Raw genomic sequence first — 25,506 nt, forward strand, 5'->3', positions numbered from 1 at the left:
TTTTCGACAAGCAGCAGGCCGCGAAGGAGGGCCCGCGTCGGTGCGAGCCCTCCTTCGCGGGTGCCGACAGGCGTCAGTAGCGGTAGTGGTCCGGCTTGTACGGACCCTCGACCTCGACGCCGATGTAGGCGGCCTGCTCCGGGCGCAGGGTGGTCAGCTTGACCCCGAGGGCGTCCAGGTGGAGCCGGGCGACCTTCTCGTCCAGGTGCTTGGGCAGCACGTAGACGTCGGTCGGGTACTCCTGCGGCTTCGTGAACAGCTCGATCTGCGCCAGGGTCTGGTCCGCGAACGAGTTGGACATCACGAAGGAGGGGTGACCGGTCGCGTTGCCCAGGTTCAGCAGACGCCCCTCGGACAGCACGATCAGGACCTTGCCGTCGGGGAACGTCCAGGTGTGGACCTGCGGCTTGACCTCGTCCTTCACCACACCCGGCAGCTGCGCCAGACCGGCCATGTCGATCTCGTTGTCGAAGTGCCCGATGTTGCCCACGATCGCCTGGTGCTTCATCCGGGCCATGTCCGAGGCCATGATGATGTCCTTGTTACCGGTCGTGGTGATGAAGATGTCCGCGCTCTCCACCACCTCGTCCAGCGTGGTCACCTGGTAGCCGTCCATCGCCGCCTGCAGCGCGCAGATCGGGTCGATCTCGGTGATGATCACCCGGGCGCCCTGGCCGCGCAGCGACTCCGCACAGCCCTTGCCCACGTCGCCGTAACCGCACACGACCGCCGTCTTGCCGCCGATCAGGACGTCGGTGGCCCGGTTGATGCCGTCGATCAACGAGTGCCGGCAACCGTACTTGTTGTCGAACTTCGACTTGGTGACCGCGTCGTTCACATTGATCGCGGGGAAGAGGAGTGCGCCGTCGCGGTGCATCTCGTAGAGACGGTGCACACCGGTGGTGGTCTCCTCCGTCACACCGCGGATCTCGGCGGCGAGAGCGGGCCAGTCGAGGGTGGAGCGGTGCAGGAGTTCGAGGATGACGCGGTATTCGTCGTTGTCGGCGGTGGAGGGGTCGGGGACGGCGCCGGCCTTGGTGAACTCGACGCCCTTGTGGACCAGGAGGGTCGCGTCGCCGCCGTCGTCGAGGATCATGTTGGGGCCCGCGTGGCCGGGCCAGGTCAGGGCCTGCTCGGTGCACCACCAGTACTCCTCCAGCGTCTCGCCCTTCCAGGCGAAGACGGGGATGCCGGCGGCGGCGATCGCGGCGGCGGCGTGGTCCTGGGTGGAGAAGATGTTGCAGGACACCCAGCGGACCTCGGCGCCGAGCGCGACCAGCGTCTCGATGAGGACCGCGGTCTGCACGGTCATGTGCAGGGAGCCGGTGATGCGCGCGCCGGCGAGCGGCTGGGCCTCGGCGTACTCCTTGCGGATCGACATCAGGCCGGGCATCTCGTGCTCGGCGAGAGTGATCTCCTTGCGGCCGAATTCGGCCAGGGAAAGGTCCGCGACCTTGAAATCCGTGAAATCAGCGGCCGGCTGCGAGGGCATGTGCACTCCTTGAGTTCTGGATGTTCTGGTGGATCTCGAGCGTCGCGGTGGAGCGGTTGAGGGTGATGTAGTGCAGTCCCGGGGCGCCTTCCGCCAGCAGCCGGTCGGCCATCGCGGTGGCGTACTCGACGCCGATGCGGTGGCCTTCGGCCGGGTTGTCGCGGGCCGCCTCGAGGCGGCCCGCGAGGTGGGCGGGGAAGGTGGCGCCGGACAGCTGGGCGAAGCGGGCGATCTGCTTCACGTCGGTGGCGGGCATGATCTCCGGGATGATCGGGGTGTCGCAGCCCGCGGCGGCGACCTTGTCGCGCAGCCGCAGGTAGTCCTCGGCGTGGAAGAACATCTGGGTGATCGCGTAGTCGGCGCCGGCCTTGCATTTGGCGACGAAGTGGCGGATGTCGTCGTCCCAGTCGGCCGAGCGGGGGTGGCGCTCGGGGAAGGCGGCGACGCCCACGCTGAAGTCGCCCGACCGGCGTACCAGGGAGACGAGTTCGTGGGCGTGGGTGAAGCCGTCGGGGTGGGCGGTCCAGGGCGCGTTCGGGTCGCCGGGCGGGTCGCCGCGCAGGGCGAGCACGTCGTGCACGCCGGCGTCCGCGTACTGGCCGATGATGTGGCGCAGTTCGGCGACCGAGTGGCCGACGGCGGTCAGGTGGGCGACGGGACGCAGGGTGGTCTCGGCGGCGATGCGTTTGGTGACGGCGACGGTGCGGTCGCGTGAGGAGCCGCCGGCGCCGTAGGTGACGGACACGAACGCCGGTGCCAGCGGCTCGATACGGCGGATCGCGTTCCACAGGGTGCGTTCGCCCTGGGCGGTCTTCGGGGGGAAGAACTCGAAGGAGAACGAGGGTCCCGGCGCGGCGAGGATCTCGCGCAGGGTGCTCATGCTCTTCCTCCGGCGTTGAAGTAGCTCGCCTCGGGGTGGTGGACGACGATCGCGTCGGTGGACTGCTCGGGGTGGAGCTGGAACTCCTCGGAGAGCTGGACGCCGATGCGTTCCGGTTCGAGCAGGGCGGCGATCTTGGCACGGTCCTCGAGGTCGGGGCAGGCGGGGTAGCCGAGCGAGTAGCGGCAGCCCTGGTACTCGGTGCGGAGCATGCCGTCGAGGCCGGTGGGGTCGGCGGCGGCGATCGACAGTTCGGCGCGCACCCGTGCGTGCCAGTACTCGGCGAGCGCCTCGGCGAGCTGGACGGACAGGCCGTGCAGTTCGAGGTAGTCGCGGTAGGAGTTGGCCTCGAACAGCTTGGCGGTCTCCTCGCCGATCCGGGAGCCGACGGTGACGACCTGGAGGGCGACGACGTCCGTCTCGCCGGATTCCTCGGGGCGGAAGAAGTCGGCCAGGCACAGGTGCCGGCCGCGGCTCTGGCGGGGGAAGGTGAAGCGGGTCCGCTCTGAGCCGTCGTCGCCGAGGATGATCAGGTCGTCGCCCTTGGAGACGCAGGGGAAGTAGCCGTGGACGACGGCCGCTTCGAGCAGGTTGTCGGTCTGCAGCCGGTCCAGCAGGCCGCGCAGCCGCGGCCGGCCCTCGGACTCCACCAGCTCCTCGTAGGTGGGGCCGGTGCCGCGGGCGGCCTTCAGTCCCCACTGGCCCTTGAACAGGGCGCTCTCGTCGAGCCAGGAGGCGTAGTCCTTCAGCGGGATGCCCTTGACGACGCGGCTGCCCCAGAACGGCGGTGTGGGGACGGGGTTGTCGTCTGCGACGTCGGAGCGGGTGGGCTGCTCCGGGGGGCGTTCGTCGACGACGGCCGGGGTGGCCTTGACGCGGCGCTGTTTGAGTTCGGGCAGGGCGGCGCCGGGGACGCCGCGTTTGATGCCGATGAGGGCGTCCATCAGGCGCAGGCCCTCGAACGCGTCACGGGCGTAGCGGACTTCGCCGTCGTAGATCTCGTGGAGGTCCTGTTCGACGTAGGCGCGGGTGAGGGCGGCGCCGCCGAGGATGACGGGGTAGTCGGCGGCCATGCCCCGCTGGTTGAGCTCCTGGAGGTTCTCCTTCATGATCACCGTGGACTTGACCAGGAGGCCGGACATGCCGATGACATCGGCCTTGTGTTCCTTGGCCGCGTCGAGGATCGCGGAGACGGGCTGCTTGATGCCCAGGTTGACCACGTTGTAGCCGTTGTTGGACAGGATGATGTCCACGAGGTTCTTGCCGATGTCGTGGACGTCGCCGCGGACGGTCGCCAGCACGATGGTGCCCTTGCCGTCGGCGTCCGTCTTCTCCATGTGCGGCTCGAGATGAGCGACGGCGATCTTCATGACCTCGGCGGACTGCAGCACGAACGGCAGCTGCATCTGCCCGGAGCCGAACAGTTCGCCGACGACCTTCATGCCCGCCAGGAGGGTGTCGTTGACGATGGCGAGGGCAGGCGTGTCCTTCAGCGCCTCGTCGAGGTCGGCTTCCAGGCCGTTCTTCTCCCCGTCGATGATGCGGCGCTGCAGGCGCTCCTCCAGCGGCAGGGCCGCCAGTTCCTCGGCCTTGCCGGCCTTCAGGGACGTGGTGGAGACGCCCTCGAAGAGCTCCATGAGCTTCTGCAGGGGGTCGTAACCCTCGGCGCGGCGGTCGTGGATGAGGTCGCGGGCGACCGTGACCTGCTCCTCGTCGAACCGGGCGATGGGCAGGATCTTGGAGGCGTGGACGATCGCCGAGTCGAGGCCCGCGTTGACGCACTCGTCGAGGAAGACGGAGTTGAGCAGGACGCGGGCGGCCGGGTTGAGGCCGAAGGAGATGTTCGACAGGCCCAGCGTGGTCTGCACGTCGGGGTGGCGGCGCTTGAGTTCCCGGATGGCTTCGATGGTGTTGAGGCCGTCCTTGCGGGACTCCTCCTGCCCGGTGCAGATGGTGAAGGTCAGGGTGTCGATGAGGATGTCCGACTCGTGGATGCCCCAGTTGCCGGTCAGGTCCTCGATCAGCCGCTCGGCGACGGCGACCTTGTGCTCCACCGAGCGGGCCTGGCCCTCCTCGTCGATCGTCAGCGCGATCAGCGCGGCGCCGTGCTCCTTCGCGAGCGCGGTGACCTTCGCGAAACGCGACTCCGGGCCGTCGCCGTCCTCGTAGTTGACCGAGTTGATGACCGCACGGCCACCGAGCTTTTCCAACCCCGCCTGAAGGACCGGGAGTTCGGTGGAGTCCAGCACGATCGGCAGGGTGGAGGCGGTGGCGAAGCGTCCGGCCAGCTCGGCCATGTCGGCGACGCCGTCGCGGCCCACGTAGTCGACGCACAGGTCGAGCATGTGGGCGCCCTCGCGGATCTGGTCGCGCGCCATCTCCACGCAGTCGTCCCAGCGGCCCTCGAGCATCGCCTCGCGGAACTTCTTCGACCCGTTGGCGTTCGTCCGCTCGCCGATCGCCATGTACGCGGTGTCCTGACGGAACGGCACCGCCTGATAGAGGGAGGCGGCACCCGGATCGGGCCGCGGTTCGCGGGCCGGTGGGGTCAGGTCACGGACGCGTTCGACGATGCGGCGCAGGTGCTCCGGGGTGGTGCCGCAGCAGCCGCCGACCAGGGACAGACCGTAGTCGGCGACGAACTGCTCCTGCGCGTCGGCGAGTTCGGCGGGGGTCAGGGGGTAGTGGGCGCCGTCCTTGCCGAGGACGGGCAGTCCGGCGTTGGGCATGCAGGACAGCGGGATACGGGAGTGGCGGGCGAGATGGCGCAGGTGCTCGCTCATCTCGGCCGGGCCGGTGGCGCAGTTGAGGCCGATCATGTCGATGCCGAGCGGTTCGAGCGCGGTGAGCGCCGCGCCGATCTCGGAGCCGAGCAGCATGGTGCCGGTGGTCTCGACCGTCACCGAGCAGATCAGCGGCGGGCGGCTGCCGGTGGCGTCCATGGCGCGGCGGGCGCCGATGATCGCGGCCTTGGTCTGCAGCAGGTCCTGCGTCGTCTCCACCAGCAGCGCGTCCGCGCCGCCGGCGATGAGGCCCTCGGCGTTCGCCTGGTAGGCGTCGCGCAGCAGGGTGTAGGGGGCGTGGCCGAGGGTGGGGAGCTTGGTGCCGGGGCCCATCGAGCCCAGCACCCACCGCTGCTGCCCGGTGGAGGCCGTGTAGGCGTCGGCGACCTCGCGGGCGATCCGGGCGCCCGCCTGGGACAGTTCGTGGACCCGCTCGGGGATGTCGTACTCCCCCAGTGCGGCGTGGTTGGCGCCGAAGGTGTTGGTCTCCACGCAGTCGACGCCGACGTCGAAGTACGCCTCGTGGACGGAGCGGACGATGTCGGGGCGGGTGACATTGAGGACCTCGTTGCAGCCCTCGAGGTTCTCGAAGTCCTCCAGCGTCGGATCCTGCGCCTGGAGCATGGTGCCCATCGCGCCGTCGGCCACCACGACCCGGGTGGCGAGCGCTTCGCGCAGGGCGTCGATACGGGTGCCGGTCACAGCTGGTCCCCCAGTCCTGAGACGAGCAGACGGGCGGCGTCAAAGCCGTAGGCGCGTTCCGCGGTGGCCAGCAGGCGGGTCCGGTCGGTGCGGTAGGACTGCGAGCCGACCGCGCCGAGGGCCTCGGCGGCAAGGACGCAGCCCAGGCGGGCGGCGCCGGTGAGGTCCAGGCCGCGGGCGGTGCCGGCGAGGAACCCGGCCCGGAAGGCGTCGCCGACTCCGGTGGGGTCGGTGGCGGGCGCGTCGGGGACGGCGGGGACGGTCAGGGGTTCGTGGCCGGCCCGGTCGATGCGGACGCCGGCGGCGCCGAGGGTGGTGATCCAGGCGCCGACCTTGGCGAGGACGTCGGCGTGTTCCCAGCCGGTGCGTTCCAGCAGCAGGGCGGCCTCGTACTCGTTGGTGAAAAGCCAGCGGGCGCCGTCGACGAGGTCGCGTACCTCGCTGCCCTCCAGGCGGGCGAGCTGCTGGGAGGGGTCGGCGGCGAACGGCAGGCCCAGTTCGCGGCACTCCGCCGTGTGGCGCAGCATCGCCGCCGGGTCGTTCGGGCAGACCAGGACGAGGTCGGGGCGGACGCTGCCGGTGGTCAGGTGCCACAGGTCGATGTCGCGGGCCTCTTGCATGGCGCCCGCGTAGAAGGAGGCGATCTGGTTGGAGTCCTGGTCGGTGATGCACATGAACCGGGCGGTCTGCCGCTCGGTGGAGACCAGGACGGGGCCGGTGTCGACGCCGTGTTCCTTGAGCCAGACCTCGTACTCGGCGAAGTCGCTGCCCACGGCGCCGACCAGCTGGGGGGTGAGGCCGAGGCCGCCGAGGCCGAAGGCGACGTTGGCCGCCACTCCGCCCCGGCGCACCTCGAGTGCGTCGACCAGGAAGGAGAGCGAGACATGAGCGAGCTGGTCGGGGATCAGCTGATCCGCGAACCGGCCGGGGAAGACCATCAGATGGTCGGTGGCGATGGAACCGGTGACAGCGATGCGCACGTCAGGTCTCCTCACAGGTCCGGCCGGCTCAGAGACCGGCCGCGGCCTTGAGCCGGTGGGCGCGGTCGGTCCGCTCCCAGGTGAAGTCGGGCAGTTCGCGGCCGAAGTGGCCGTAGGCGGCGGTGGCGGCGTAGATGGGCCGCAGCAGGTCGAGGTCGCGGATGATGGCCGCGGGGCGCAGGTCGAAGACCTCGGTGATGGCCTTCTCGATGCGCTCCTGGGCGACGGTGCCGGTGCCGAACGTCTCGACGAACAGGCCGACCGGCTCGGCCTTGCCGATGGCGTAGGCGACCTGGACCTCGCAGCGGGAGGCGAGGCCCGCGGCGACGACGTTCTTGGCGACCCAGCGCATCGCGTACGCGGCGGAACGGTCGACCTTGGACGGGTCCTTGCCGGAGAACGCGCCACCGCCGTGGCGGGCCATGCCGCCGTACGTGTCGATGATGATCTTGCGGCCGGTCAGGCCGGCGTCGCCCATCGGGCCGCCGATCTCGAAACGGCCGGTCGGGTTGACCAGCAGGCGGTAGTTGTCCGTCTCGAGCTTGATGCCGTCCTCGGCGAGTGCGGCGAGGACGTGCTCGACGACGTGCTCGCGGATGTCGGGGGTGAGCAGGGAGCCGAGGTCGATGTCGGCGGCGTGCTGGGAGGAGACGACGACGGTGTCCAGGCGCACCGGGCGGCTGCCCTGGTACTCGATGGTGACCTGGGTCTTGCCGTCGGGGCGCAGGTAGGGGACGGTGCCGTCCTTGCGGACCTCGGTGAGCCGGCGCGAGAGGCGGTGGGCGAGCTCGATGGGCAGCGGCATCAGCGAGGGGGTCTCGTCGGTGGCGTAGCCGAACATCAGGCCCTGGTCGCCGGCGCCCTGCTGGTCGAGCTCGTCGTCCTCGCCCTCGACGCGGGTCTCGTAGGCGCTGTCGACGCCCTGGGCGATGTCCGGGGACTGCGCGCCGATGGAGACGGAGACGCCGCAGGAGGCGCCGTCGAAGCCCTTGGCGGACGAGTCGTAGCCGATGGCCAGGATCGTGTCGCGGACCAGTTGGGCGATGGGCGCGTACGCCTTGGTGGTGACCTCGCCGGCGATGTGGACCTGGCCGGTGGTGATCAGGGTCTCGACCGCGACGCGTGAGGCGGGGTCCTCGCGCAGCAGGGCGTCGAGGACGGTGTCACTGATCTGGTCGGCGATCTTGTCGGGGTGGCCCTCGGTCACGGACTCCGAGGTGAACAGGCGACGGGACATGACTCTCCAGGAAGCAGCGGGCGGACGGGTCGTCAGGCGGTGGTGAGGGCGTGGCGGCTCTCGGGGCGGGCCAGGCCCAGGCGTTCGCGCAGGGTGGTGGCCGCGGTGCGGTCCGGGCGGCCGGGCCGGGCGGCGAGCGCGGCCAGGACCGGGTCGTCGGAGCCGGTGAGCGCCACCGTGAAGCCGTCCGCGGGGCTGTCGGCGGGCAGTTCGGCGGCCGGGCCGGGCAGCGGCAGGAGGATCTTGGCGTGCGGTGCCTGCTGCTTCACCGAGGCGGCGTCGGCCGCCTCGTCGAGCAGGACGAGGTCGGCGGCCGCGGCGAGGGCGGGGCCGGTGACGGCGACGACGGGGTGGCCCTGCGGCGGGCGGGCGACGTTGAGGGGGCCGGCCACGTCGAAGTGCCTGCCCTGGTGGTCGAGTTGGTGGACGGCGGGCAGCCGCCAGTACAGGCCGTCGGCGCGGTCGTGGACGAAGGCGTCGTCGTCGAAGCTGTCCCACAGGCCGCGGACGACGTCGATGAGTTCGCCGGTGCGGCCCTCGGGGTCGGTGGTGTCCGTGCTCGCGAGCCAGCCGGTGCGGCCGTGGGCGAGGTGGTCGAGCGAGGCGGTGATCCGGGACACGTGGTAGGGGGCCTGGTCGGCCGGGAGCGGGGCGGTGATCAGGCCGATGTGCTCGGTGACGGCGGCCAGCGCGGCGGTCAGCGTCGTCGTCTCGAACCGGCCCTGGACGCCGGCGGCGGCCCGGTCGTCGATCAGGACGGCGTCGAATCCGGCGGCCTCCGCGGCCCGCACGGCGCGGGTGATCGTGCCGAGGGTGGCGGCGGGGCCGCGGGTGTCGAGGGTGGCGACGAGGATGGGCGCGGTCATCAGAATTCCTTCGTGGATACCCCGGCCTTCAGACCGGGGAGGAGACGAAGCTCTTGCGGAGCAGGGCAGGGATGGGCGAATCGCCGCCAGGGCGGTTCGGCGTCTGCAACCACCGGCAGACACCCGCCGCTCACACGGGAACTGATAGCGTGTGAGGCGTGATGCAGCAGGTCAAGCGGGCTTTCAAGTACCGCTTTTATCCCACGGACGAGCAGGCGGCTGAGCTGTCCCGCACGTTCGGCTGTGTCCGCCTCGTGTACAACAAGGCGCTTGAGGGGCGCACGCGAGCCTGGTACGGCGAGCAGCGCCGGGTCTCCTACGTGCAGTCGTCCGCCGCGCTGACGGAGTGGAAGAAGACCGAAGAACTCGCCTTCCTCTCGGAGGTGTCCTCCGTCCCGCTCCAGCAGGCGCTGCGGCACTTGCAGACGGCGTTCGCCAACTTCTTCGCCAAGCGGTCGAAGTACCCGCGGTACAAGTCGCGGAAAAAGTCCAGGGCGTCGGCCGAGTACACCCGCAGCGCCTTCACGTGGCGTAACGGACAGCTCACGCTGGCGAAGACCGCGGAGCCCCTGGACATCCGCTGGTCCCGTCCCCTTCCCGAAGGGGCGGAGCCGACGACGGTGACCGTGTCCCGCGACCGTGCGGGCCGCTGGTTCGTGTCCCTGCTGTGCGAGGACACCATCACCCCCGCGCCCGCCACCACGGCGGCCGTCGGCATCGACGCCGGGATCACCTCCCTGGTGACCCTGTCCACCGGGGAGAAGATCACCAACCCCAAGCACGAGCGCCGTGACCGCGCCCGCCTCGCGAAGGCTCAGCGGGAGCTGTCGCGCAAGGCGAAGGGGTCGGCGAACCGGAAGAAAGCCCGCCGCAAGGTCGCCCGCGTCCACGCCCGGATCACCGACCGGCGCTGCGACTTCCTCCACAAGCTGTCGACTCGACTCGTCCGTGAGAACCAAACGGTCGTGATCGAGGACCTCACCGTCCGCAACCTGCTGAAGAACGGCAAGCTCGCGCGCGCCATCTCCGACGCGGCCTGGACGGAACTGCGCTCCATGCTGGAGTACAAGTGCGCCTGGTATGGGCGCGAACTCGTCGTGATCGACCGCTGGTTCCCCAGCTCCAAGCTGTGCGGAACCTGCGGCACGGTCCGCGGGAAGCTGCCGCTGAACGTCCGGGAGTGGACGTGCGACTGCGGCGCTGTGCATGACCGCGACGTGAATGCGGCACGCAACATCCTGGCCGCCGGGCTGGCGGCGTCGGCCTGTGGAGACGGTATAAGACCTCAACGGGAGTCCTCCCGGACGGGGCGGTCGTCGGTGAAGCAGGAACCCCAGCGGGCGACCGCTGGAATCCCCCGCCTTTAGGCGGGGGAGGAAGTCAAGCCGCTGCACCTGCCTTCCGGGGGGCGTCGATGCCGAGGTTGGCCCGCAGGGTGGTGCCCTCGTAGCCCGAGCGGTACAGGCCGCGGCGCTGCAGTTCGGGCACCACGTGGTCGACGAAGTCGTCGGCGGAGCCCGGCAGGTACGGGAAGTCGATGTTGAAGCCGTCGGCGCCGCGGCCGGTGAACCAGCTCTCCATGTGGTCGGCGAGCTGCTCCGGTGTGCCGACGACGATGTCGCCCATCAGCCGCAGGGCCAGCTCGCGGATGCTGAGGTTCTCGCGCCTGGCCAGGCCGATCAGCCGCTCGGTCGTCGACTGGGACTGGTTGGTGTACGGGATGTCGGGGACGGGCCCGTCGATCGGGTACGCGCTCAGGTCGACGTCGCCGAGGTGGTCCTGAAGGGTGCGCAGGGCGACATGGTCGTGGGTGAGGTCCTGCAGTTCCTGCAGGCGCTGCTTCGCCTCGGTGTCGGTGGCGGCGACGATCGGCGCGAGGGTCGGCCACACGAGGACCTTCTCGGGGTCGCGGCCGTGCCGGGCGACGCGTGCCTTGAGGTCGCCGTAGAAGTCCTGGGCGTCGGAGAGCCGGTTGTGCCGGGTGAAGATGACCTCGGCGTGCCGGGCGGCGAACTCGCGTCCCACCGGCGAGGAGCCGGCCTGGATGATGACGGGGCGGCCCTGCGGGGGGCGGGCGATCCCGAGCGGGCCGGGGGCCTCGAAGTGGGTGCCGCGGTGGTCGACGGGGCGGCCGTCGCTGTCCCACAGTTTTTTGACGACGTCGATGAACTCCTCGGCCCGCTCGTAGCGTTTGCCGTGCTCCAGGTGCTCGGGGAAGCCGAAGTTGGCGGACTCCCACGGTGCGGCGGAGGTGACGACGTTCCAGCCGGCCCGGCCGCCGCTGAGGTGGTCGAGGGAGGCGAAGCGGGCGGCGATGTGCGCCGGTTCGTTGTACGTGGTGGTGGCGGTGGCGCACAGGCCGATGTGCTCGGTGACCGCGGCGTAGGCGGCGAGCAGGGTGAGCGGTTCGAAGTGCTCGGTGCGCGAGGTGCGGCACAGGGAGTCCAGGCGGGTGCCCCACACGGCGACGATGTCCGCGATGAACACGGCGTCGAACAGGCCGCGTTCGAGGGTGCGGGCGTTGTCGCGGTGGAATTCGAAGTCGAGCTGGGCGTCCGCCTTGGTCGCCGGGTGGCGCCAGGCGGCCACATGGCCGCCGGGGCCGTCGATGATGCCGGCGAGGGTGATGCGCCGGCGGGGTGCGGTCATGGTGGGTGTCTCCTCGGTTCAGTTCTTGACGGCGGACGCCAGGATCCGGGCGAGGCTGCGCACGTTGTCGCCGGTCAGCATGGTCACGTGGTTGCCCGGCACGACCCGGATGGTGAGGTCTTCGACGTGGTCCTCCCAGCCGAGGCCGGGACGGCCGTGGAACCGGTCGCTCTCGTCGTAGTCGGTGCCCTTGCCGAAGCTGGTGTCCCCCGCGCGCAGCACGACGACGGGACCGGCGTAGGAGCAGGGCCGGTAGCGCTGGATCGCCTCGACGCTGTCGCGCATCAGCGCGACGAGGTCGCCGCCGCCGTCGCCGCGCATCCATTCGGCGATCTGGGAGATCTCGGCGAGGTAGGCGGCCGACCCGGCGGGCTCCGCGGTGGCGGCGGCCCGGTCGTCGTCCGTGGCGGGGGGTTCGGGGTCGGTGGTGGTGGACGCGGGGTCGGGGGTGCGGCCTTCGGCGACCGCCCGCAGTTGACCGGCGAACGAGCCGTCGGCCTCCGCGTCGGTCAGTTCACCGTCCGGCGCGCCCGCGTCGACCATCACCACCAGCGGCGGTGTGCCGCCCTGCGCGGTGATCCGCTGGGCGATCTCGTAGGCGATGACGCCGCCGCCGGAGAAGCCGCCCAGCACGATCCGCTCCCCCGATTCCAGGGCGGGGGCGAGCGCCTGGAGGTAGTGCTCTGCCAGCTGCTCCGTGGAGCGGTACTCGGGCTCGGGGTCGTCGACGCGCGGGTCGCGGATGCCGACGAGCGCCTCGGGGCCGGGGTAGCCGGCGGCGAGCTGCGCGTAGCAGGCGACCTGACCGCCCGGGGGGTGGACGAGGTGGACGGTGCCGGCGCCGGGCTGCCGGGCGGGCCGCAGCGGTACGAGGACCGATGCGGCGCCGTCGGCGTCCGCGCCGTCGTGCGGGGTCTCGGCGAGGAGGCGGGCGAGCATGCCGGCCCGGGGGTTGGCGAGCAGTTCGTCCAGGCGCAGGGTGCGGCCGGTGCGCAGGCTGATCTCGCGCAGCAGCCGCATGGCCAGCAGGGAGTGGCCGCCGGCTTCGAAGAAGTGCTCGCCGGGGTCGACGTCGGTGGTGCCGAAGACGGTCTGCCACGCCTGCCTGACCAAGTCCGCCTCCGGGCCCTCGGGCCAGTCGGCGGGCGTTTCGCCGGTGTCGTCCGGCTGCTCGGAGCGTTCGGCCATGCGCGGCAGGTCCGCGTCGGTGACGGTGGCCAGCACGTCGGCGACGGTGGTGGCCTCGTCGTCGGTGGCGGGCAGTTCGCGCAGCAGCCGGGCGCACTGGGCGACCAGCTTCTCCGCCTCGGCGTCGGCGATCCGGCCGCGGTCGTGGACGGCGGCGAGGACCAGGCTGCCGTCCACGTCGCGGTAGGCGAGCAGGGTGACGGGGAACGCGGTCTGCGAGCCGGCCGCGTCGGGCAGTTCGACGCGGATGCCCTGGGCGGCGAGGGCGGATTCCAGGTCGCCGGAGGAGCGCGGGTAGTTCTCGAAGACGATGAGGCTCTCGACGAGCTTCTCGCCCGGCCTGCGGCCGCTCCACTCGTGGATCTGGCCGGTGGAGACCCACTCGTAGGCCGCCATGTCCAGAGCCTGGTCGCGCAGTTCCGTCAGCAGCCGGGGAAGGCTGTGGCCGGGGTCGACCTGGATGGTCATGGGCAGCGAGTTCATCAGCAGCCCGGGCAGCCGCTCGACCGCGTCGAGGGCGATGCCGCGGCCGGAGACGGTCACACCGAAACCGACCGGCGCCGGGCCGCTGGTGCCGCCCGCCCGGTACAGCAGCAGCGCCCACACGGCCTGCAGGGCACTGGACTCGGTGGCGGCGCGGGCCGCGGCCCAGGCGCGCAGCCGGTCGGCCTCCGCGGCGCTGAGCCGGCACTCCGCACGGCCCGAGCCGCTCTGGCCGGTCGCCGGGCCGGGGATGGCGGGCTGGACGACGGGCGCGGCGGCCGGGACGGCGTCGGACCAGAACTCCCGGGCGGGGGCGGTGTCCTGCTCGGACAGCCATTGCGAGTAGTCGCGCACGTCGGGGCGCCGCTCGCCGCCGGGCAGCGCACCGCCGGCGAGGTAGGCGCGGTAGAACTCCTGGAGCAGGATGGACACGCTCCAGCCGTCGAGCAGGACGTGGTGGAAGGTGAGCAGGATCCGTACCGACAGCGGCTCTCGGCCGTCGGCGGGCGCCGGGTCGTCGACGAGGGTGACGCGCAGCAGTCCGGGGGTGCGCAGGTCGAAGCCGCGCAGCCGGTCGCGTTCCATCAGCGCGTCGAAGTCGGCGGGGCCGGCGGGGCCCGCGGCGTGGCGGGTGACCTCGGCGGTGACGTGGTCGTGCAGGACCAGGCAGGGCTCGTCCTGCCAGTCGAAGGAGGCCCGCAGCACGGTCTCGCGGTCGAACACCGACTGCCAGGCGGCGGTGAACCGGTCGGTGTCCAGGGGGCCGTGCCAGCGCCAGAACAGCTGCTCCACGTAGCGGCCGGTGCCGGGGTGGGCGAGGGCGTCCAGGAGCAGGCCGTGCTGCTGGGGGGTGACCGGCACGGTCCCGGGGCCGTCCCCGGCGCCGCCGTGGTCGCTCCCGTCGTCGCCGCTGTGGGCGAGGACGGCGGGAGGGGCGGTGGGACGGGCGGGGCGCGGGGCGGGGCCGGTGGCGCCGGGCGCGGTGATCTCGGCCGGGGTCACGGCGTGCGGGTCGGCGCCCGCGAGCGTGGCCAGCACCCAGCTCATCTGCTCCACGAGCGCGTCGACGCCGGCCTCGTCCACACCGTCCGCCGGGCTCGGCACCCAGGTCAGGCCCATGCGCAGGCGGCCGCCGTGGACGATGCCGTACACCTCGATGCCGTAGACGCGCTCGCAGCGGGCGGAGTGCTCGCGCGGGATGGGACGGCCCGACATACGGAAACCGCCGTTCGGGCTCAACTGGTCGGCCTGACCGTAGTAGTTGAAGCACACCAGGGCGGGCGGCAGGTCACGCAGCAGAGTGCGCAGCCCGGCGTCCGGGGAGAACTCGCGGCAGGCGCCGAAGCCGACGCCGCCGTCCGGTACGGCGGTCAGCGCCGCGCCGATCTGGGCGAGGTACTGCTCGGGGTGCACGGAGCGGTCCGCGCCCAGGACGACGGGGTGGATGGAGGTGAACCAGCCGACGGTACGGAACAGTTCGTCGCGGCCGTGCCGTCCGTGGGTCTCCACGTCGAAGGTGACGGCGCGGCTGCCCCGCCAGCGGGCGAGGGCCTGCGCGAACGCGCCCGTCATCACCTGGTGCACCTGGAGGCCCAGCCGGCGCGGCAGCGGGCCGATGAGCCGGGCGGTCGCCTCCTCGTCGAGGCTGAACTCGACCCGGCGGATGTGCTCCTCGTCCGGCGCGGGCGTGGTCAGCAGCAGGGTCTGGGCCTCGGCACGTGCCGCCGCGAGGGCGCGCCAGTAGTCGGCCTCGCCGGGCCGGGCGGCCACGGCGGGCAGTGAGGCGACCCAGTCCTCGTAGCGGCACGCCTCCTCGGGCAGGGCGGGCAGGGCCCCGTCGGCGAGGGAGGCGAGGGCGTGCTCGAGGTCCTCCAGCAGGATGCGCCAGGAGACCCCGTCCACGACGAGGTGGTGGACGGCGATCAGCAGATGGGTCGGGGCGGCGTCCGGGGAACGCCGGTCGTGGGCGAGCAGGGCCCGCACATGCACGCCGCGCAGCGGGTCCAGGCTGCGCTCGAGGTCCTCCATCACCCGGTCGAGCTCCGGGTCGCTGGTGATGTCCCGCTCCCACAGCACCTCCCGTGCCGGGTAGGCGGTGAACGGTGCCGCGCGGACCATGAGCCGGCCGGGGCCGTCGGGGTCGTCCGGGTCCTCGTCGAAACGGGCCGACAGGGCGGGATGCGCGGCGACGACCGACTGCAGGGCGAGCCGCAGGACGGTGGGGTCGACGGCTTCGTTCAGCTCCAGCAGGACGGACTGGTTCCACTGGTGGAGGTCGGTCCTGATGTGCCGGAAGAACCACGACTGCACGGGCGCGAGCGGTGACACCGGCCCGGCGGCCCGCGCGGCGGGCCGGGTCCCGTCGCCGCCGCTCTCGTCGGCCTGCGGCGCGTCCGGGACCCCGGCGCCGAGGTGCGCGGCGAGGTCGGCCAGGACGGGGTTGCGGTAGATGTCGCGCATGGCGAGCGTGAACCCGGCGCGGCGCAGCCGGGACACGAGCTGCATGGCGAGGATGGAGTCCCCGCCGGCCTCGAAGAACTGCGCCTGGTCCCCGGCGTCCCCGAGCAGCTCCGCCCATACGCCGCGCACGCGCTCCAGCACCTGCGCCGAAGGCGCGGGCGTGGGCGTGGGCGAGGTGGCCGGCACCGGCTCACCGGCCCCGTCGGGGGCCCGGGAGACGACCGGCTGCGCCGGGGCGGTGGCGGCCGTGGCCGCCTCCAGCGGTGCACCACCCGATGCGAGCGGGGTGTCGGCGGCCGGGGCGTCTGCCGTGGCCGGCGCGGTGGCGGCCACAGCCGCCCGGTCGACGGCGCCCGGGGTCGCCTCCCGCGGTGAACCACCCGCCGTGGGCAGGACGGTGGCGTCCGCGACCGGCGCGGACGCCGGGGCGGTCCCCGCCGCCATGGCCGCCCGGTCGACGGCGCCCGGGGCCGCCTCCTGCGGTGAACCACCCGCTGTGGGCGAGGTGTGGGCGGCCGGGGCCGGCGCGGGCGCCGGGGCCGGGGCGGTGGCGGCCGAAGCCGCCCGGTCGACGGCGGCCGTGACCGCCTCCCGCGGTGAACCACCCGCCGTGGGCAGGACGGTGGCGTCCGCGACCGGCGCGGGCGCCGGGGCGTCCGCCGTCGTGGTCAGGCGGGCGAGGGTCTGGCGGTCGGTCTTGCCGTTGGGCAGGAGAGGGATGCGCGGGACGTGGTGGAGGCGGGCCGGGAGCATGTGGGACGGGAGCAGGGGCTTCAGGGCCTGGCGGATCGCCGCCGTGTCCGTCGCCGGAGCCACCACGTGGGCCACGATCTGGAGGCTGCCGTGGGTGTGGCGGACGGCCTGGACCGTGGCGTCCTCGACGCCGTCGAGGCACAGCAACGCGGCCCGGACCTCGCCGAGTTCGACCCGGTTGCCGTTGATCTTCACCTGGTCGTCGAGGCGGCCCAGGTGGGTGAGCGTGCCGCCCGGCAGCAGCCGGACCAGGTCGCCGGTGCGGTAGACGGTCTCGGTGCGGCCGCCGAGGTCGAGCGTGCGGTAGCGGTCGGCGGTGCGTTCCGGGTCGCCGATGTAGCCGTCGGAGACGGTGCCGCCGCCGATCCACAGCTCGCCCGGCGCGCCGGGCGGCAGGGGCCGCTGGTGTTCGTCGAGGACGTGGCAGCGGATGTTGTCGAACGGCACGCCGATCGGCACCTCCGCGCGGCGTGTCCAGAACGCGTCGTCGCCGCGGGCCCAGGAGAAGACCGTGGAGTAGGAGGTCTCGGTCGGCCCGTAGGCGTTGTGCAGCCGGGCCGGGTGGGCGGCCTCGAAGGCGGTGCGCAGTTCGTTGGGCAGGGACTCGCCCGTCGAGACGACGGTGCGCAGGCTGCGGTTGGCGCCGAAGTTCTCCGCCTCCAGGAGCAGGCGGAGCTGGGAGGGCACCGCGTGCAGCAGCGTGACGCCGTACCGGTCGAGGGTCTCGGCCAGCAGGTCGGGGTCGCGTTCCGCGTCGGGCGGTGCGACGGCGAGCCGGGCGCCCGCGACGAGGGCGACGAGCATCTCGTGGGCGCTGACGTCGAAGGTGAACGGCGCCTTGAGGAGCATCGTGTCGCCGGGGCCGATGCCGAAGTGCCGTATCGCGGCGAGCACATCGGTGACCAGGGCGCGGTGGCTGAGCTGGACGCCCTTGGGGGTGCCGGTGGAGCCGGAGGTGTAGAGGATGTGCAGGGCGCTGGAGGGGGCCGGTCCGCGCACCGCGGCCGCCGTGCCGGGCTGGGCCAGTTCGGCCGCCGGCACCTGCTGCGGGCCCGGGGGGCAGGCCGCTGCCGTCGAGGGGTCCACGACCGCGAGCCGCATGCCGCTGCTGTCGGCGATGTGGCGGCGGCGCGCCTCGGGGTGGGCGGCGTCCAGGGGGACGTAGGCCGCCCCGGTGCGCAGGACCGCGAGCATCACGGCGACGGCCTCGTCGCTGCGGGGCAGGAGGATGCCGACCCGGTCGCCGGCGCGCACGCCGCGGGCGGTGAGCCCGGCCGCGTACGCCTCGATGCGGGCGTCCAGGTCGCGGTAGGTCCAGCTGCGGTCGGCGAACCGGACGGCGACGGCGTCCGGCCGGGCCTCGACGACGCCGCGGATCAGGGTGTCGATGTCCGTGTCGGCGACGGGGTGGTCGGTGGCGTTGAGGTGGTCGAGGGTGGCGCGGGCGCGCGGGCCGATGCCCTCGAGTCCGGTCACGGGGGCGTCCGGTTCGCGGACCAGTTGGCGGGCGAGGGTGGTGACGTGTTCGGTGAACGCCTCGGCGGTGGCGGCCTCGATGCGGGAGGCGTCGTACTTGAGGCGTCCGCGCAGCCGGCCGTCGCCCTCGTACAGCTCCAGGGTGAGCAGCCCCAGGCCCGGGGTGGGCACGTCCTGGCGCCAGTGGGCGCGCAGGCCGCCGCGCAGTGCGACGCCGTCGGTCGCGGCGGCGGTGGCGTCGGCCCAGCTGTGCAGGACGAAGGTGCAGTTGAACGGGGCGCCGGAGCCGGTGCGGGGGGCGAGTTTGGCGATGCGCGGGAACGGCAGCCGCGAGTGGTCGACGGCGCGGGCCAGTTCCCGCTGCACGCCGGTGACGAACCCGGCGGCGGTCAGGTCCTCGTCCTGGGCGGGGGCGCGCACCAGGAGGGTGCGTACGAAGTAGCCGACGGTGCGGTCGTAGCGCGGGTCGGTGCGGGCGCCGAGCGGCACGCCGACGGTGGGCGCGCTCTGCCGGCCGTACGTGCCGAGGGCCTTGAGGTAGGCGGCGAGCAGGACGGCGGCGGCTCCGGCGCGGTGGGTGCGGGAGAACGCGGTGATCTCACTCCAGAGCCGGCTGTCCAGTTCCAGCGGTACGGCCGCCTCGCGGCGCCCGTCGTCTCCGGCGGGGGTGTCGAGGGGGACGTCGACGGTCAGGTCGGCGCCGTCGAGGTGTTCGCGCCAGTACGTCTCCGCGGCGGCGGTGTCCTTCTCGGCCTCGCGGGCGCGTTCGCCGACGTAGGTGGCGAAGGCGGCGGGGGCGGGGCCGGGGACGTCCCCGTGCTCGTAGGCGGCGAGCAGGTCGGCGAGGAGCAGGCCGGTGGACTCGCCGTCGACGACGAGGTGGTGGACGACGAGCAGCAGGGTGTGGTGCTCGGGGCCGTGGCCGAGGAGGACGGCGCGCAGCACGCCGTCCCGTTCCAGGTCGAGTTCGCGGCGGGCCTCGGCGAGCAGCGTGCCGGCGTCCGCGCCGTCGTCGGCGGCGGTGCGGCGCTCCAGGCGGGGGGCGCGGCCGGGGTCGATGTCGAGGAAGGGCGGGCCGTCGCCGTGGTCGTCGTCGGCGACGCGCGCGGACAGCATCGGGTGGCGGGCGACGAGCCGGCCGAGCGCCGCCTCGAGCGCGGCGGCGTCGAGCGGGCCGCGCAGGTCGAGGGCGAGGGGCACGTTGTACGGGGAGGCGGCGGGGTCGGCGCGATGCTGGAGCAGCAGTCCCAGCTGCTCCTCGGTGAGCGGTGTGCGGCGTGCCTCGTCCGCCCCCGGTCCGGCGGTCGCGGGGTTCTGCGCGCCTGGGGTCTGGAGTGTGGTCATCGGGTGTCTCCTGAATCGGATCCGAGGGCTTGCCGCGGGCGGGCCCCGGCCCGGCGGGGCCTGCGCCGTCCGGGCACGAGCGTGGCGGGGGCCGCCGACGTGCCGCTGACGTGCGGCTGACGGGGCGGGCCGCGGTGCGGGGGCGGCCGGTGGCCGGGGCCGGGGCGGTGGGGCCCGGTGTCCGTTGCGCGGGCAGCCGTTCCCCGCCCTTGCGGGGCGCGGTGGCGCGCTTCGCGCGGTGTCCTCGGACTCCCCCTGCGGCCCGGCGGCCGTGGGCGTCCCCGCCACGGGCCGGGCGCCCGCCCCGCCGGGGCCGGCTCCCGCCGGCGGGTTTCAGCGGGGCGTGCGGGCGGCGACGAAGGCGGCGAGGCGGTCCAGGCCGGTGGTGATCTCGTCGGGGGTCAGCACGCTGTAGGACAGGCGCAGTTGGGTCAGGCCGCCGGTGCCCGCGTAGAAGTGGTACATCGGTGTCCACAGGACGCCGAAGCGGCCCGCCGACTCCTCCAGGGCCGCTTCGTCGGCGGTGAACGGCACGCTCAGCACGGCGAAGAGGCCGCCGGCGGGGGTGTTCCAGGTGACGCCGCTGCCGGGCGGGAAGCGGGTGGCGAGGCCGTCGAGGAGGACGTTCAGGTTGGTGCGGTAGACGGCGGCCTCGCGGGCGCAGGCTCGTTCCATGCTGCAGCCGTGCTCGAGGAGCAGGCCGCCGATGACGGCCTGGGCGAGGGCCGAGGTGTTGAGGGTGAGCATGCTCTTGAGCTTGGCGAGCTGGTCGACGAGCAGGCCGCCCTCGGCGACGGGCTGGTCGGCGACGACGTAGCCGATGCGGGCGCCGGGGAAGGCGGTCTTGGCGAACGAGCCGATGTAGACGACGCGTCCGGAGCGGTCCATCGACTTCAGGGTCGGCGGCCGGCCCTGGCCGTCGTGGAACATCGAGTACGGGTTGTCCTCGATGAGGAGGATGTCCAGCTCGTCGGCGGCGTGCAGCAGCCGGCGGCGGTCGGCCTCCGACATGCGGGCGCCGCCGGGGTTGGAGAAGTCGGGGACGACGTAGCAGGCGCGCGGTCGCAGTCCTTCGGCGCGGGCGGCGCGCACGGCGCGGGCGAGGTCCGCGGCGTCGAGTCCGCCGGGGCCTTCGGGGACCTGGCGGACCGTCATTTCGGTGAGGCGGGCGGCCCCGGTGAATCCCACGTAGGTGGGGGCGGCGGCGAGGACGGTGTCGCGTGCGTCGCGGCGCAGGGCGCGCAGCAGCAGGACCATGGCCTCCTGGCAGCCGGTGGTGACCAGGACCGCTTCGGGGTCGGCGGTGATGTGTTCGTCGGTGTGCAGCTGGCGTACGAGGAGGTCGTTGATGACGCCCTTGGTGGGCCCGTACTGGAACAGGGTGCGGCGTACCTGTTCCTCGCTGTGGCCGAGGTCCTGCTCGAGGTGGCGGGTGAAGCGCCGCAGGTGGTGGTGGAGGGCCTCGGTGTCGTAGTGGCCCTCGTAGGGCCGGCCCGCGGCGAACGACACGGCCTGGGGGTAGTTGCCGGTGATCTCGTTGAGGAGGGTCATCGAGGTCAGGGCCGGATCGGTGAGGCTGGCGTGCAGGTCGGCGGTGGTCAGCGGGGCCGCGGCCAGCCCGGGCGCCTCGAGCAGGCCCGCGGTCACGCCGCCGTGCCGTTCATGGCGTCGATGAGGCTCTGGGGCCGCATGTCGGTCCACCGGTCGGTGATGTGGGCCAGGGCGCTCTCGCGGTCGGTGGCCGGCAGGGCGACGGTCCAGCCGGCCGGGACCTCGGCGAAGGACGGCCAGAGCGAGTACTGGCCCTCGTGGTTGACCAGGACGAGAAAGGTGCCCTCGGCGTCCTCGAAGGGGTTGCTCATATCGGTCTCCCGGTGTTCGGTGACGGTAGGCGTGTGGTGGTCCCCGTCCAGGCTGGCGGGGGCGGCTGTCGGCGGGCTGACGTGCCGCTGACGAGGCGGGCGGAGAGGTCGGCGGTGAGGTCGGCGGTGAGGTCGAGCAGGACGGGTGCCGGCTCGTGGGCGAGGTGGAAGTGGCCGCCGGGGAAGGTCTGTTCGCGGACGGGTCCGGTGGTGGCCGCGCGCCAGCCGGCCGCTTCCGCGGCGGTGAGCTCCGGGTCGCCGGTGGCGCGGTGCACGGTGAGCGGGGTGTGCAGGAGGGCGCCGGGGCGGGGGCGGTAGGTCTCGGCGAGGGCGTAGTCGGCGCGGGCGGTGCGCAGCACGATGTCGAGCATGTCGGGGTGGGCGAGGAGTTCGTCGGGGAAGCCGTCCAGGCGCCGCAGTTCGGCGATGAGTGCGCTGTCGCCGGCGCGGTGGACGGCGCCGGGGCGTACGAGGTGGGGTGCGGGCATGCCGGAGACGACGAGCCGCTGCGGGGGGCTTCCGGCGGCCTGGAGGCGCAGCGCGGTCTCGTAGGCGACCAGGGCGCCGAGGCTGTGGCCGTAGAGGGCGTAGGGGCCGCCGGTCAGGGGGCGGGCGGCCGCGGCGGCCTGGTCGGCGAGGGTGTGCAGGTCGTGCTGGAGGGGTTCGGTGATGCGGTCGGCGTGGCCGGGGTACTGGGCGGCGTGCAGTTCGACGCTGTCGGGCAGCAGGGCGGGCCAGTGGTGGTAGGCGGCGGTGGTGCCGCCGCCGTGCGGGAAGCACAGCAGTCGCACGGTGGCGCCGGGGCGGGGGTCGGGGCTGCGGTACCAGGGGCCGGTGGTGCGGGTGTTCATGCGGCGGCCGTCCGGCGGGCGGGCCACTCCAGGGTGGCGACGGCGTCCAGGATGCGCTGGACGTCGGGCAGGTAGTGGCTTTCGAGGAGGGGTGCGGGGTAGGGCACGTCGAAGCCGGTGACGCGGCGTACGGGTGCTTCCAGGTGGTAGAAGCAGCGTTCGGTGATGCGGGCGGCGATCTCGGCGCCGGGGCCGGCGAAGCCGTGGGCCTCGTGGACGACGACGGCGCGGCCGGTGCGGTCGACGCTGGCGGCGACGGTCTCCTCGTCGAAGGGGGCGAGGGTGCGCAGGTCGATGACCTCCAGGCTCAGGCCGCTCTCCGCGGCGGCCTCGGCGGCGGCGAGGGCGGCGGGCAGGGCGGGGCCGTAGGTGACGAGGGTGGCGTCGGTGCCGCGGCGGCGGACGGCGGCCCAGCCCAGCGGGCCGGTGTCGGTGGGCAGCCCGGTCTTCTCCTTGTGCCAGTACAGGCGTTTGGGTTCGAGGAAGACGACGGGGTCGGGCCAGTCGATGGAGCGGCGCAGCAGGGAGTAGGCGTCGGCGACGGTGGCGGGGGTGACGACGGTGAGGCCGGGGGTGGCCATGTAGTAGATCTCGGAGGAGTCGCTGTGGTGTTCCACTCCCCCGATGCCGCCGCCGTAGGGGATGCGGACGGTCAGCGGCAGCGGCAGTTGGCCGCGGGTGCGGGCGCGGAACTTGGCGACGTGGCTGACGAGTTGTTCGAAGGCGGGGTAGGCGAAGGCGTCGAACTGCATCTCGACGACGGGCCGGTAGCCGTACATGGCCATGCCGACGGCGGTGCCGATGATGGCGGATTCGGCGAGCGGGGTGTCGAAGCAGCGGTCGTCGCCGAATTCGCGGGCCAGGCCGTCGGTGACGCGGAAGACGCCGCCGAGGGTGCCGACGTCCTCGCCGAAGACGAGGGTGTTCTCGTCGGCGCGCAGGGCGTCGCGCAGGGCGGTGTTGAGGGCTTTGGCCATGGTGACGGTGCCGTCGGCGGTGCTCTTGCCGGTGCGGGCGGCGGCGGGGTCGGTGGGCATCAGGCGTCCTCCCCCGTCGCGGCGGCGGTCTCCGCGGCGAGCAGGGCGGCCTGGGACCTGAGGTGGGGCGGCGGCTGGTGGTAGACGTGCTGGAACATCTCGGCCGGGTCGCGCCGGGGCGGGGAGGCGAAGGTGCGGCGCAGGCGGGCGGTGAGGTCCTGTGCCTCGCGGGTGATGCCGGCGAGGGTGTCCTCGTCGAGGACGCCGTCGGCGAGGAGGCGGTGCTCGAGGCGGGCGACGGGGTCCTTGTCCGCCCAGGCGGCGACCTCTTCCGCGCTGCGGTAGCGGGTGTCGTCGTCGGCGTTGGTATGGGCCTCGATGCGGTAGGTGAGGGCTTCGACGACGGTGGGGCCGCCGCCGGTGCGGGCGCGGTGCGCGGCCCGGGCGACGGCGGTGTGGACGGCCGCGGCGTCGTTGCCGTCGATGCGCACGCCGGCGGCGCCGTAGCCGGCGGCCTTGTCGGCGAGGGTGCGGGCGGCGGTCTGTTTGGCGAGCGGGACGCTGATCGCGTACTGGTTGTTCTGGATCAGGAAGACGACGGGCGCGCGGCGTACGGCCGCGTAGTTGACGGCTTCGTGGAAGTCGCCCTCGCTGGTGGCACCGTCGCCGATGTAGGCGAGGGCGACGGTGTCGTGGCCGCGCATGCGGGCGGCGTCGGCGAGTCCGGCGGCGTGCAGGCACTGTGTGGCCAGTGGGGTGCACTGGGGGGCGGTGCGGTGGGCGTGCGGGTCGTAGCCGCAGTGGCGGTCGCCGCGGAAGAGGGTCAGGACCTCCACCGGGTCGATGCCGCGGGTGAGCAGGGCGACGCTCTCGCGGTAGGTGGGGAAGAGCCAGTCGGTGGGGCGCAGCGCGAGGACGGACGCGGTCTGGCAGGCCTCCTGGCCGTGGGAGGAGGGGTAGACGGCGAGGCGGCCCTGCCGGGTGAAGGCGGTGGCCTGCCGGTCGAAGGCGCGGCCGGTGACCATGGCCCGGTACAGCGCGAGCGCGGTCGCGGCGGGCAGCGGCGGGCCGGCCGGTGCGGCGGGCGGCGGGGCGGCGGGGGCGTCGAGCACGGTCATCGGGATCCGCCGCGGTTCCGGTTGATCCAGGTGCGTTCGAGGGTGCTGATGAGGGCGGGGCTGTGGAGCAGGCGGGCCTGTTCGTAGGCGTACCGGGCGAGGTAGCGGCGGAAGAGGTCGGCGGGTTCCTCGACGAGGTTGAGCATGCGCCGGTTGGCGCCGACGGCGGGGTGGTCGAGGTGCTGGGCGGCGCGTTCGACGGCGCTGTCCATGGTGTCGGCGGGGGCGGTCTCGTCGACGATCACGGCGGCTTCGGGGTCGCGGGCGTTCAGTTTGTGGCCCCAGAAGATGAGGCGTCGGGTGAGGCGGGAGCCGGCCGGGTGCAGCAGGCGCAGGTTGGAGACGCCGGGCACCAGTCCCTCTTCCATGGCGGGGAGGCTGAACCAGGCGTCGTCGGCGGCGACGACGCGGTCCATGACGGGCAGGATCTGCAGGCCGCCGCCGATGGCGAAGGCGTCGACGGCGCCGACCCAGGGCTTGTCGGCGTCGGGCCACCAGTTGTCGCCGGTGTCGCCCGTGCCGTCCTCGAGGCACAGGCCGCGGACGAACTTGGCGATGTAGCCGGCTTCGCGGCGCAGCAGGAAGCCGAGGAGGGAGATGTCGCCGTGGTAGAGGTGGGTGAGGTTGATGCCGGCGCTGAAGACGCGGCGGCCGGCGTGGGCGGGGTGGGTCTGGGCGGCGCCGCGCAGGACGCCGACGTGGCTGGCGGGGTCCAGGAGCACCAGGTCGCAGCCGGTCTCCAGGGCTTCGACGGCGGCGTCGTCCTCGGCGTTGAGGAACTCGTCGTTGCACAGTTCGAGGTGGGCGATGCCGTCGCGGCGGGTGACGGTGGCGATGCCCAGGTCGGCGCGGCCGGTGAGCTGGTAGTCCAGCAGGGCGGCCCGGGCGCGGGTGGTGGGGCGCAGCATGGAGCGCAGCAGGTGGTTGCCGGCGGCGGGGGCGCTGAGGACGGCCTGGAAGAAGATGCCGACGGCGATCTCCCAGCCTTCCTTGTTGCGCTGCATGTGGCGTGCGTCGTCGGCCAGTTGGGCGGGGGTGGGGACCAGGCCGGGGAAGTGGCGGGCGGCGAGGGCGGTCAGTTCGTCCAGGCGCGGGGTGCGGGTGAGGCCGTCGGTGAGTTCGGCGTAGACCCGTTCGGCGTGGGTGGCCAGGAAGCGGTGGCGCAGGGTGTGGGCGCCGTCGTGGACGGCGGCCGCGTCGCGCTGCCGGTCGGGGTCGCGTTCGGTGCGCGGCGGCAGGTCGGCGATGAGCCGCATGGTGGTGTCGAGGTAGGCGGTGACGGCCGCCCGGTCCTTGGTGAACTCGCCGGTCAGGGCGGGTGGCCGGGCGGGCAGAGCACGCAGGAGGACGGCGGGGGCGGCGTCGGTCGCCGGGGCCTCGGCGGCGAGGGTCGGTGTGCGCACGG

15 protein-coding genes are annotated in these 25,506 nt (G+C 73.2%); 1 reads left to right on the forward strand and 14 read right to left on the reverse strand.

The features are described 5' to 3' along the window. Positions 1–73 precede the first annotated feature (73 nt). The 6 genes from ahcY to SPRI_RS00880 are packed head-to-tail and all read right to left on the reverse strand — an operon-like array spanning position 74 to position 8,940. A complete protein-coding gene (gene ahcY, locus SPRI_RS00855; RefSeq protein WP_053556620.1) occupies positions 74–1,492 on the reverse strand; it encodes an adenosylhomocysteinase in 1,419 nt (472 codons plus the stop codon). Beyond that, the gene (metF, locus tag SPRI_RS00860) at positions 1,470–2,372 is read right to left on the reverse strand and encodes a methylenetetrahydrofolate reductase [NAD(P)H] (RefSeq protein ID WP_005321882.1); all 903 of its coding nucleotides are present in this window, start codon (positions 2,370–2,372) and stop codon (positions 1,470–1,472) included. Before metF ends, ahcY begins: the two co-directional genes overlap by 23 nt. After that, entirely contained in the window at positions 2,369–5,857 is a 3,489-nt protein-coding gene (gene metH / locus SPRI_RS00865) for a methionine synthase (RefSeq protein WP_005321881.1), read from the reverse strand. Before metH ends, metF begins: the two co-directional genes overlap by 4 nt. Beyond that, positions 5,854–6,837 carry a carbohydrate kinase family protein gene (locus SPRI_RS00870; protein ID WP_037775626.1) on the reverse strand — a complete coding sequence of 328 codons (984 nt, stop codon included), beginning with the start codon at positions 6,835–6,837 and terminating at the stop codon, positions 5,854–5,856. Before SPRI_RS00870 ends, metH begins: the two co-directional genes overlap by 4 nt. A 28-nt stretch (positions 6,838–6,865) precedes the next feature. Further along, positions 6,866–8,074 carry a methionine adenosyltransferase gene (gene metK, locus SPRI_RS00875; protein ID WP_005321878.1) on the reverse strand — a complete coding sequence of 403 codons (1,209 nt, stop codon included), beginning with the start codon at positions 8,072–8,074 and terminating at the stop codon, positions 6,866–6,868. A 32-nt stretch (positions 8,075–8,106) separates the two neighbouring features. Beyond that, a complete protein-coding gene (locus tag SPRI_RS00880) occupies positions 8,107–8,940 on the reverse strand; it encodes an LLM class flavin-dependent oxidoreductase (protein WP_050791658.1) in 834 nt (277 codons plus the stop codon). Positions 8,941–9,101: 161 nt separating this feature from the next. Here SPRI_RS00880 and SPRI_RS00885 point away from each other — a divergent pair, with 161 nt between their 5' ends. Then, entirely contained in the window at positions 9,102–10,307 is a 1,206-nt protein-coding gene (locus tag SPRI_RS00885) for an RNA-guided endonuclease InsQ/TnpB family protein (protein WP_005321874.1), read from the forward strand. Between the two features lie 13 nt (positions 10,308–10,320). Here the strand turns inward: SPRI_RS00885 and SPRI_RS00890 are convergent, their stop codons facing one another. From SPRI_RS00890 to SPRI_RS37765, 8 genes are all read right to left on the reverse strand, one after another. After that, a complete protein-coding gene (locus tag SPRI_RS00890; RefSeq protein ID WP_005321872.1) occupies positions 10,321–11,589 on the reverse strand; it encodes an LLM class flavin-dependent oxidoreductase in 1,269 nt (422 codons plus the stop codon). A gap of 18 nt (positions 11,590–11,607) precedes the next feature. Next, the gene (locus SPRI_RS00895; RefSeq protein WP_053556621.1) at positions 11,608–19,293 is read right to left on the reverse strand and encodes a non-ribosomal peptide synthetase; all 7,686 of its coding nucleotides are present in this window, start codon (positions 19,291–19,293) and stop codon (positions 11,608–11,610) included. A gap of 333 nt (positions 19,294–19,626) precedes the next feature. After that, positions 19,627–20,940: an aminotransferase-like domain-containing protein gene (locus SPRI_RS00900; protein ID WP_005321857.1), complete on the reverse strand. Its 1,314-nt coding sequence runs from the start codon at positions 20,938–20,940 to the stop codon at positions 19,627–19,629. Further along, a complete protein-coding gene (locus SPRI_RS00905; RefSeq protein ID WP_005321855.1) occupies positions 20,937–21,155 on the reverse strand; it encodes an MbtH family protein in 219 nt (72 codons plus the stop codon). Before SPRI_RS00905 ends, SPRI_RS00900 begins: the two co-directional genes overlap by 4 nt. Continuing rightward, on the reverse strand, positions 21,152–22,006 hold the full coding sequence (locus SPRI_RS00910; RefSeq protein WP_078535553.1) for a thioesterase II family protein: 855 nt from the start codon (positions 22,004–22,006) through the stop codon (positions 21,152–21,154). The genes SPRI_RS00905 and SPRI_RS00910 overlap by 4 nt, the downstream gene beginning before the upstream one ends. After that, on the reverse strand, positions 22,003–23,043 hold the full coding sequence (locus tag SPRI_RS00915) for an alpha-ketoacid dehydrogenase subunit beta (RefSeq protein ID WP_005321849.1): 1,041 nt from the start codon (positions 23,041–23,043) through the stop codon (positions 22,003–22,005). The genes SPRI_RS00910 and SPRI_RS00915 overlap by 4 nt, the downstream gene beginning before the upstream one ends. Beyond that, the gene (locus SPRI_RS37760) at positions 23,043–24,101 is read right to left on the reverse strand and encodes a thiamine pyrophosphate-dependent enzyme (RefSeq protein WP_005321847.1); all 1,059 of its coding nucleotides are present in this window, start codon (positions 24,099–24,101) and stop codon (positions 23,043–23,045) included. The genes SPRI_RS00915 and SPRI_RS37760 overlap by 1 nt, the downstream gene beginning before the upstream one ends. Then, the gene (locus tag SPRI_RS37765; RefSeq protein WP_005321846.1) at positions 24,098–25,504 is read right to left on the reverse strand and encodes an enoyl-CoA hydratase/isomerase family protein; all 1,407 of its coding nucleotides are present in this window, start codon (positions 25,502–25,504) and stop codon (positions 24,098–24,100) included. The genes SPRI_RS37760 and SPRI_RS37765 overlap by 4 nt, the downstream gene beginning before the upstream one ends. Between the last annotated feature and the right edge of the window lie 2 nt (positions 25,505–25,506).

Origin of the sequence: Streptomyces pristinaespiralis (genome assembly GCF_001278075.1) — a bacterium.
GTDB lineage: Bacteria > Actinomycetota > Actinomycetes > Streptomycetales > Streptomycetaceae > Streptomyces > Streptomyces pristinaespiralis.

Bases quoted from the DNA above. Each gene is read 5' to 3' on its own strand.
- ahcY (WP_053556620.1), bottom strand. From the start codon at position 1,492: ATGCCCTCGCAGCCGGCCGCTGATTTCACGGATTTCAAGGTCGCGGAC.
- metF (WP_005321882.1), bottom strand. From the start codon at position 2,372: ATGAGCACCCTGCGCGAGATCCTCGCCGCGCCGGGACCCTCGTTCTCC.
- metK (WP_005321878.1), bottom strand. From the start codon at position 8,074: ATGTCCCGTCGCCTGTTCACCTCGGAGTCCGTGACCGAGGGCCACCCC.
- SPRI_RS00880 (WP_050791658.1), bottom strand. From the start codon at position 8,940: ATGACCGCGCCCATCCTCGTCGCCACCCTCGACACCCGCGGCCCCGCC.
- SPRI_RS00885 (WP_005321874.1), top strand. From the start codon at position 9,102: ATGCAGCAGGTCAAGCGGGCTTTCAAGTACCGCTTTTATCCCACGGAC.
- SPRI_RS00890 (WP_005321872.1), bottom strand. From the start codon at position 11,589: ATGACCGCACCCCGCCGGCGCATCACCCTCGCCGGCATCATCGACGGC.
- SPRI_RS00895 (WP_053556621.1), bottom strand. From the start codon at position 19,293: ATGACCACACTCCAGACCCCAGGCGCGCAGAACCCCGCGACCGCCGGA.
- SPRI_RS00905 (WP_005321855.1), bottom strand. From the start codon at position 21,155: ATGAGCAACCCCTTCGAGGACGCCGAGGGCACCTTTCTCGTCCTGGTC.
- SPRI_RS00910 (WP_078535553.1), bottom strand. From the start codon at position 22,006: ATGAACACCCGCACCACCGGCCCCTGGTACCGCAGCCCCGACCCCCGC.
- SPRI_RS00915 (WP_005321849.1), bottom strand. From the start codon at position 23,043: ATGCCCACCGACCCCGCCGCCGCCCGCACCGGCAAGAGCACCGCCGAC.
- SPRI_RS37760 (WP_005321847.1), bottom strand. From the start codon at position 24,101: ATGACCGTGCTCGACGCCCCCGCCGCCCCGCCGCCCGCCGCACCGGCC.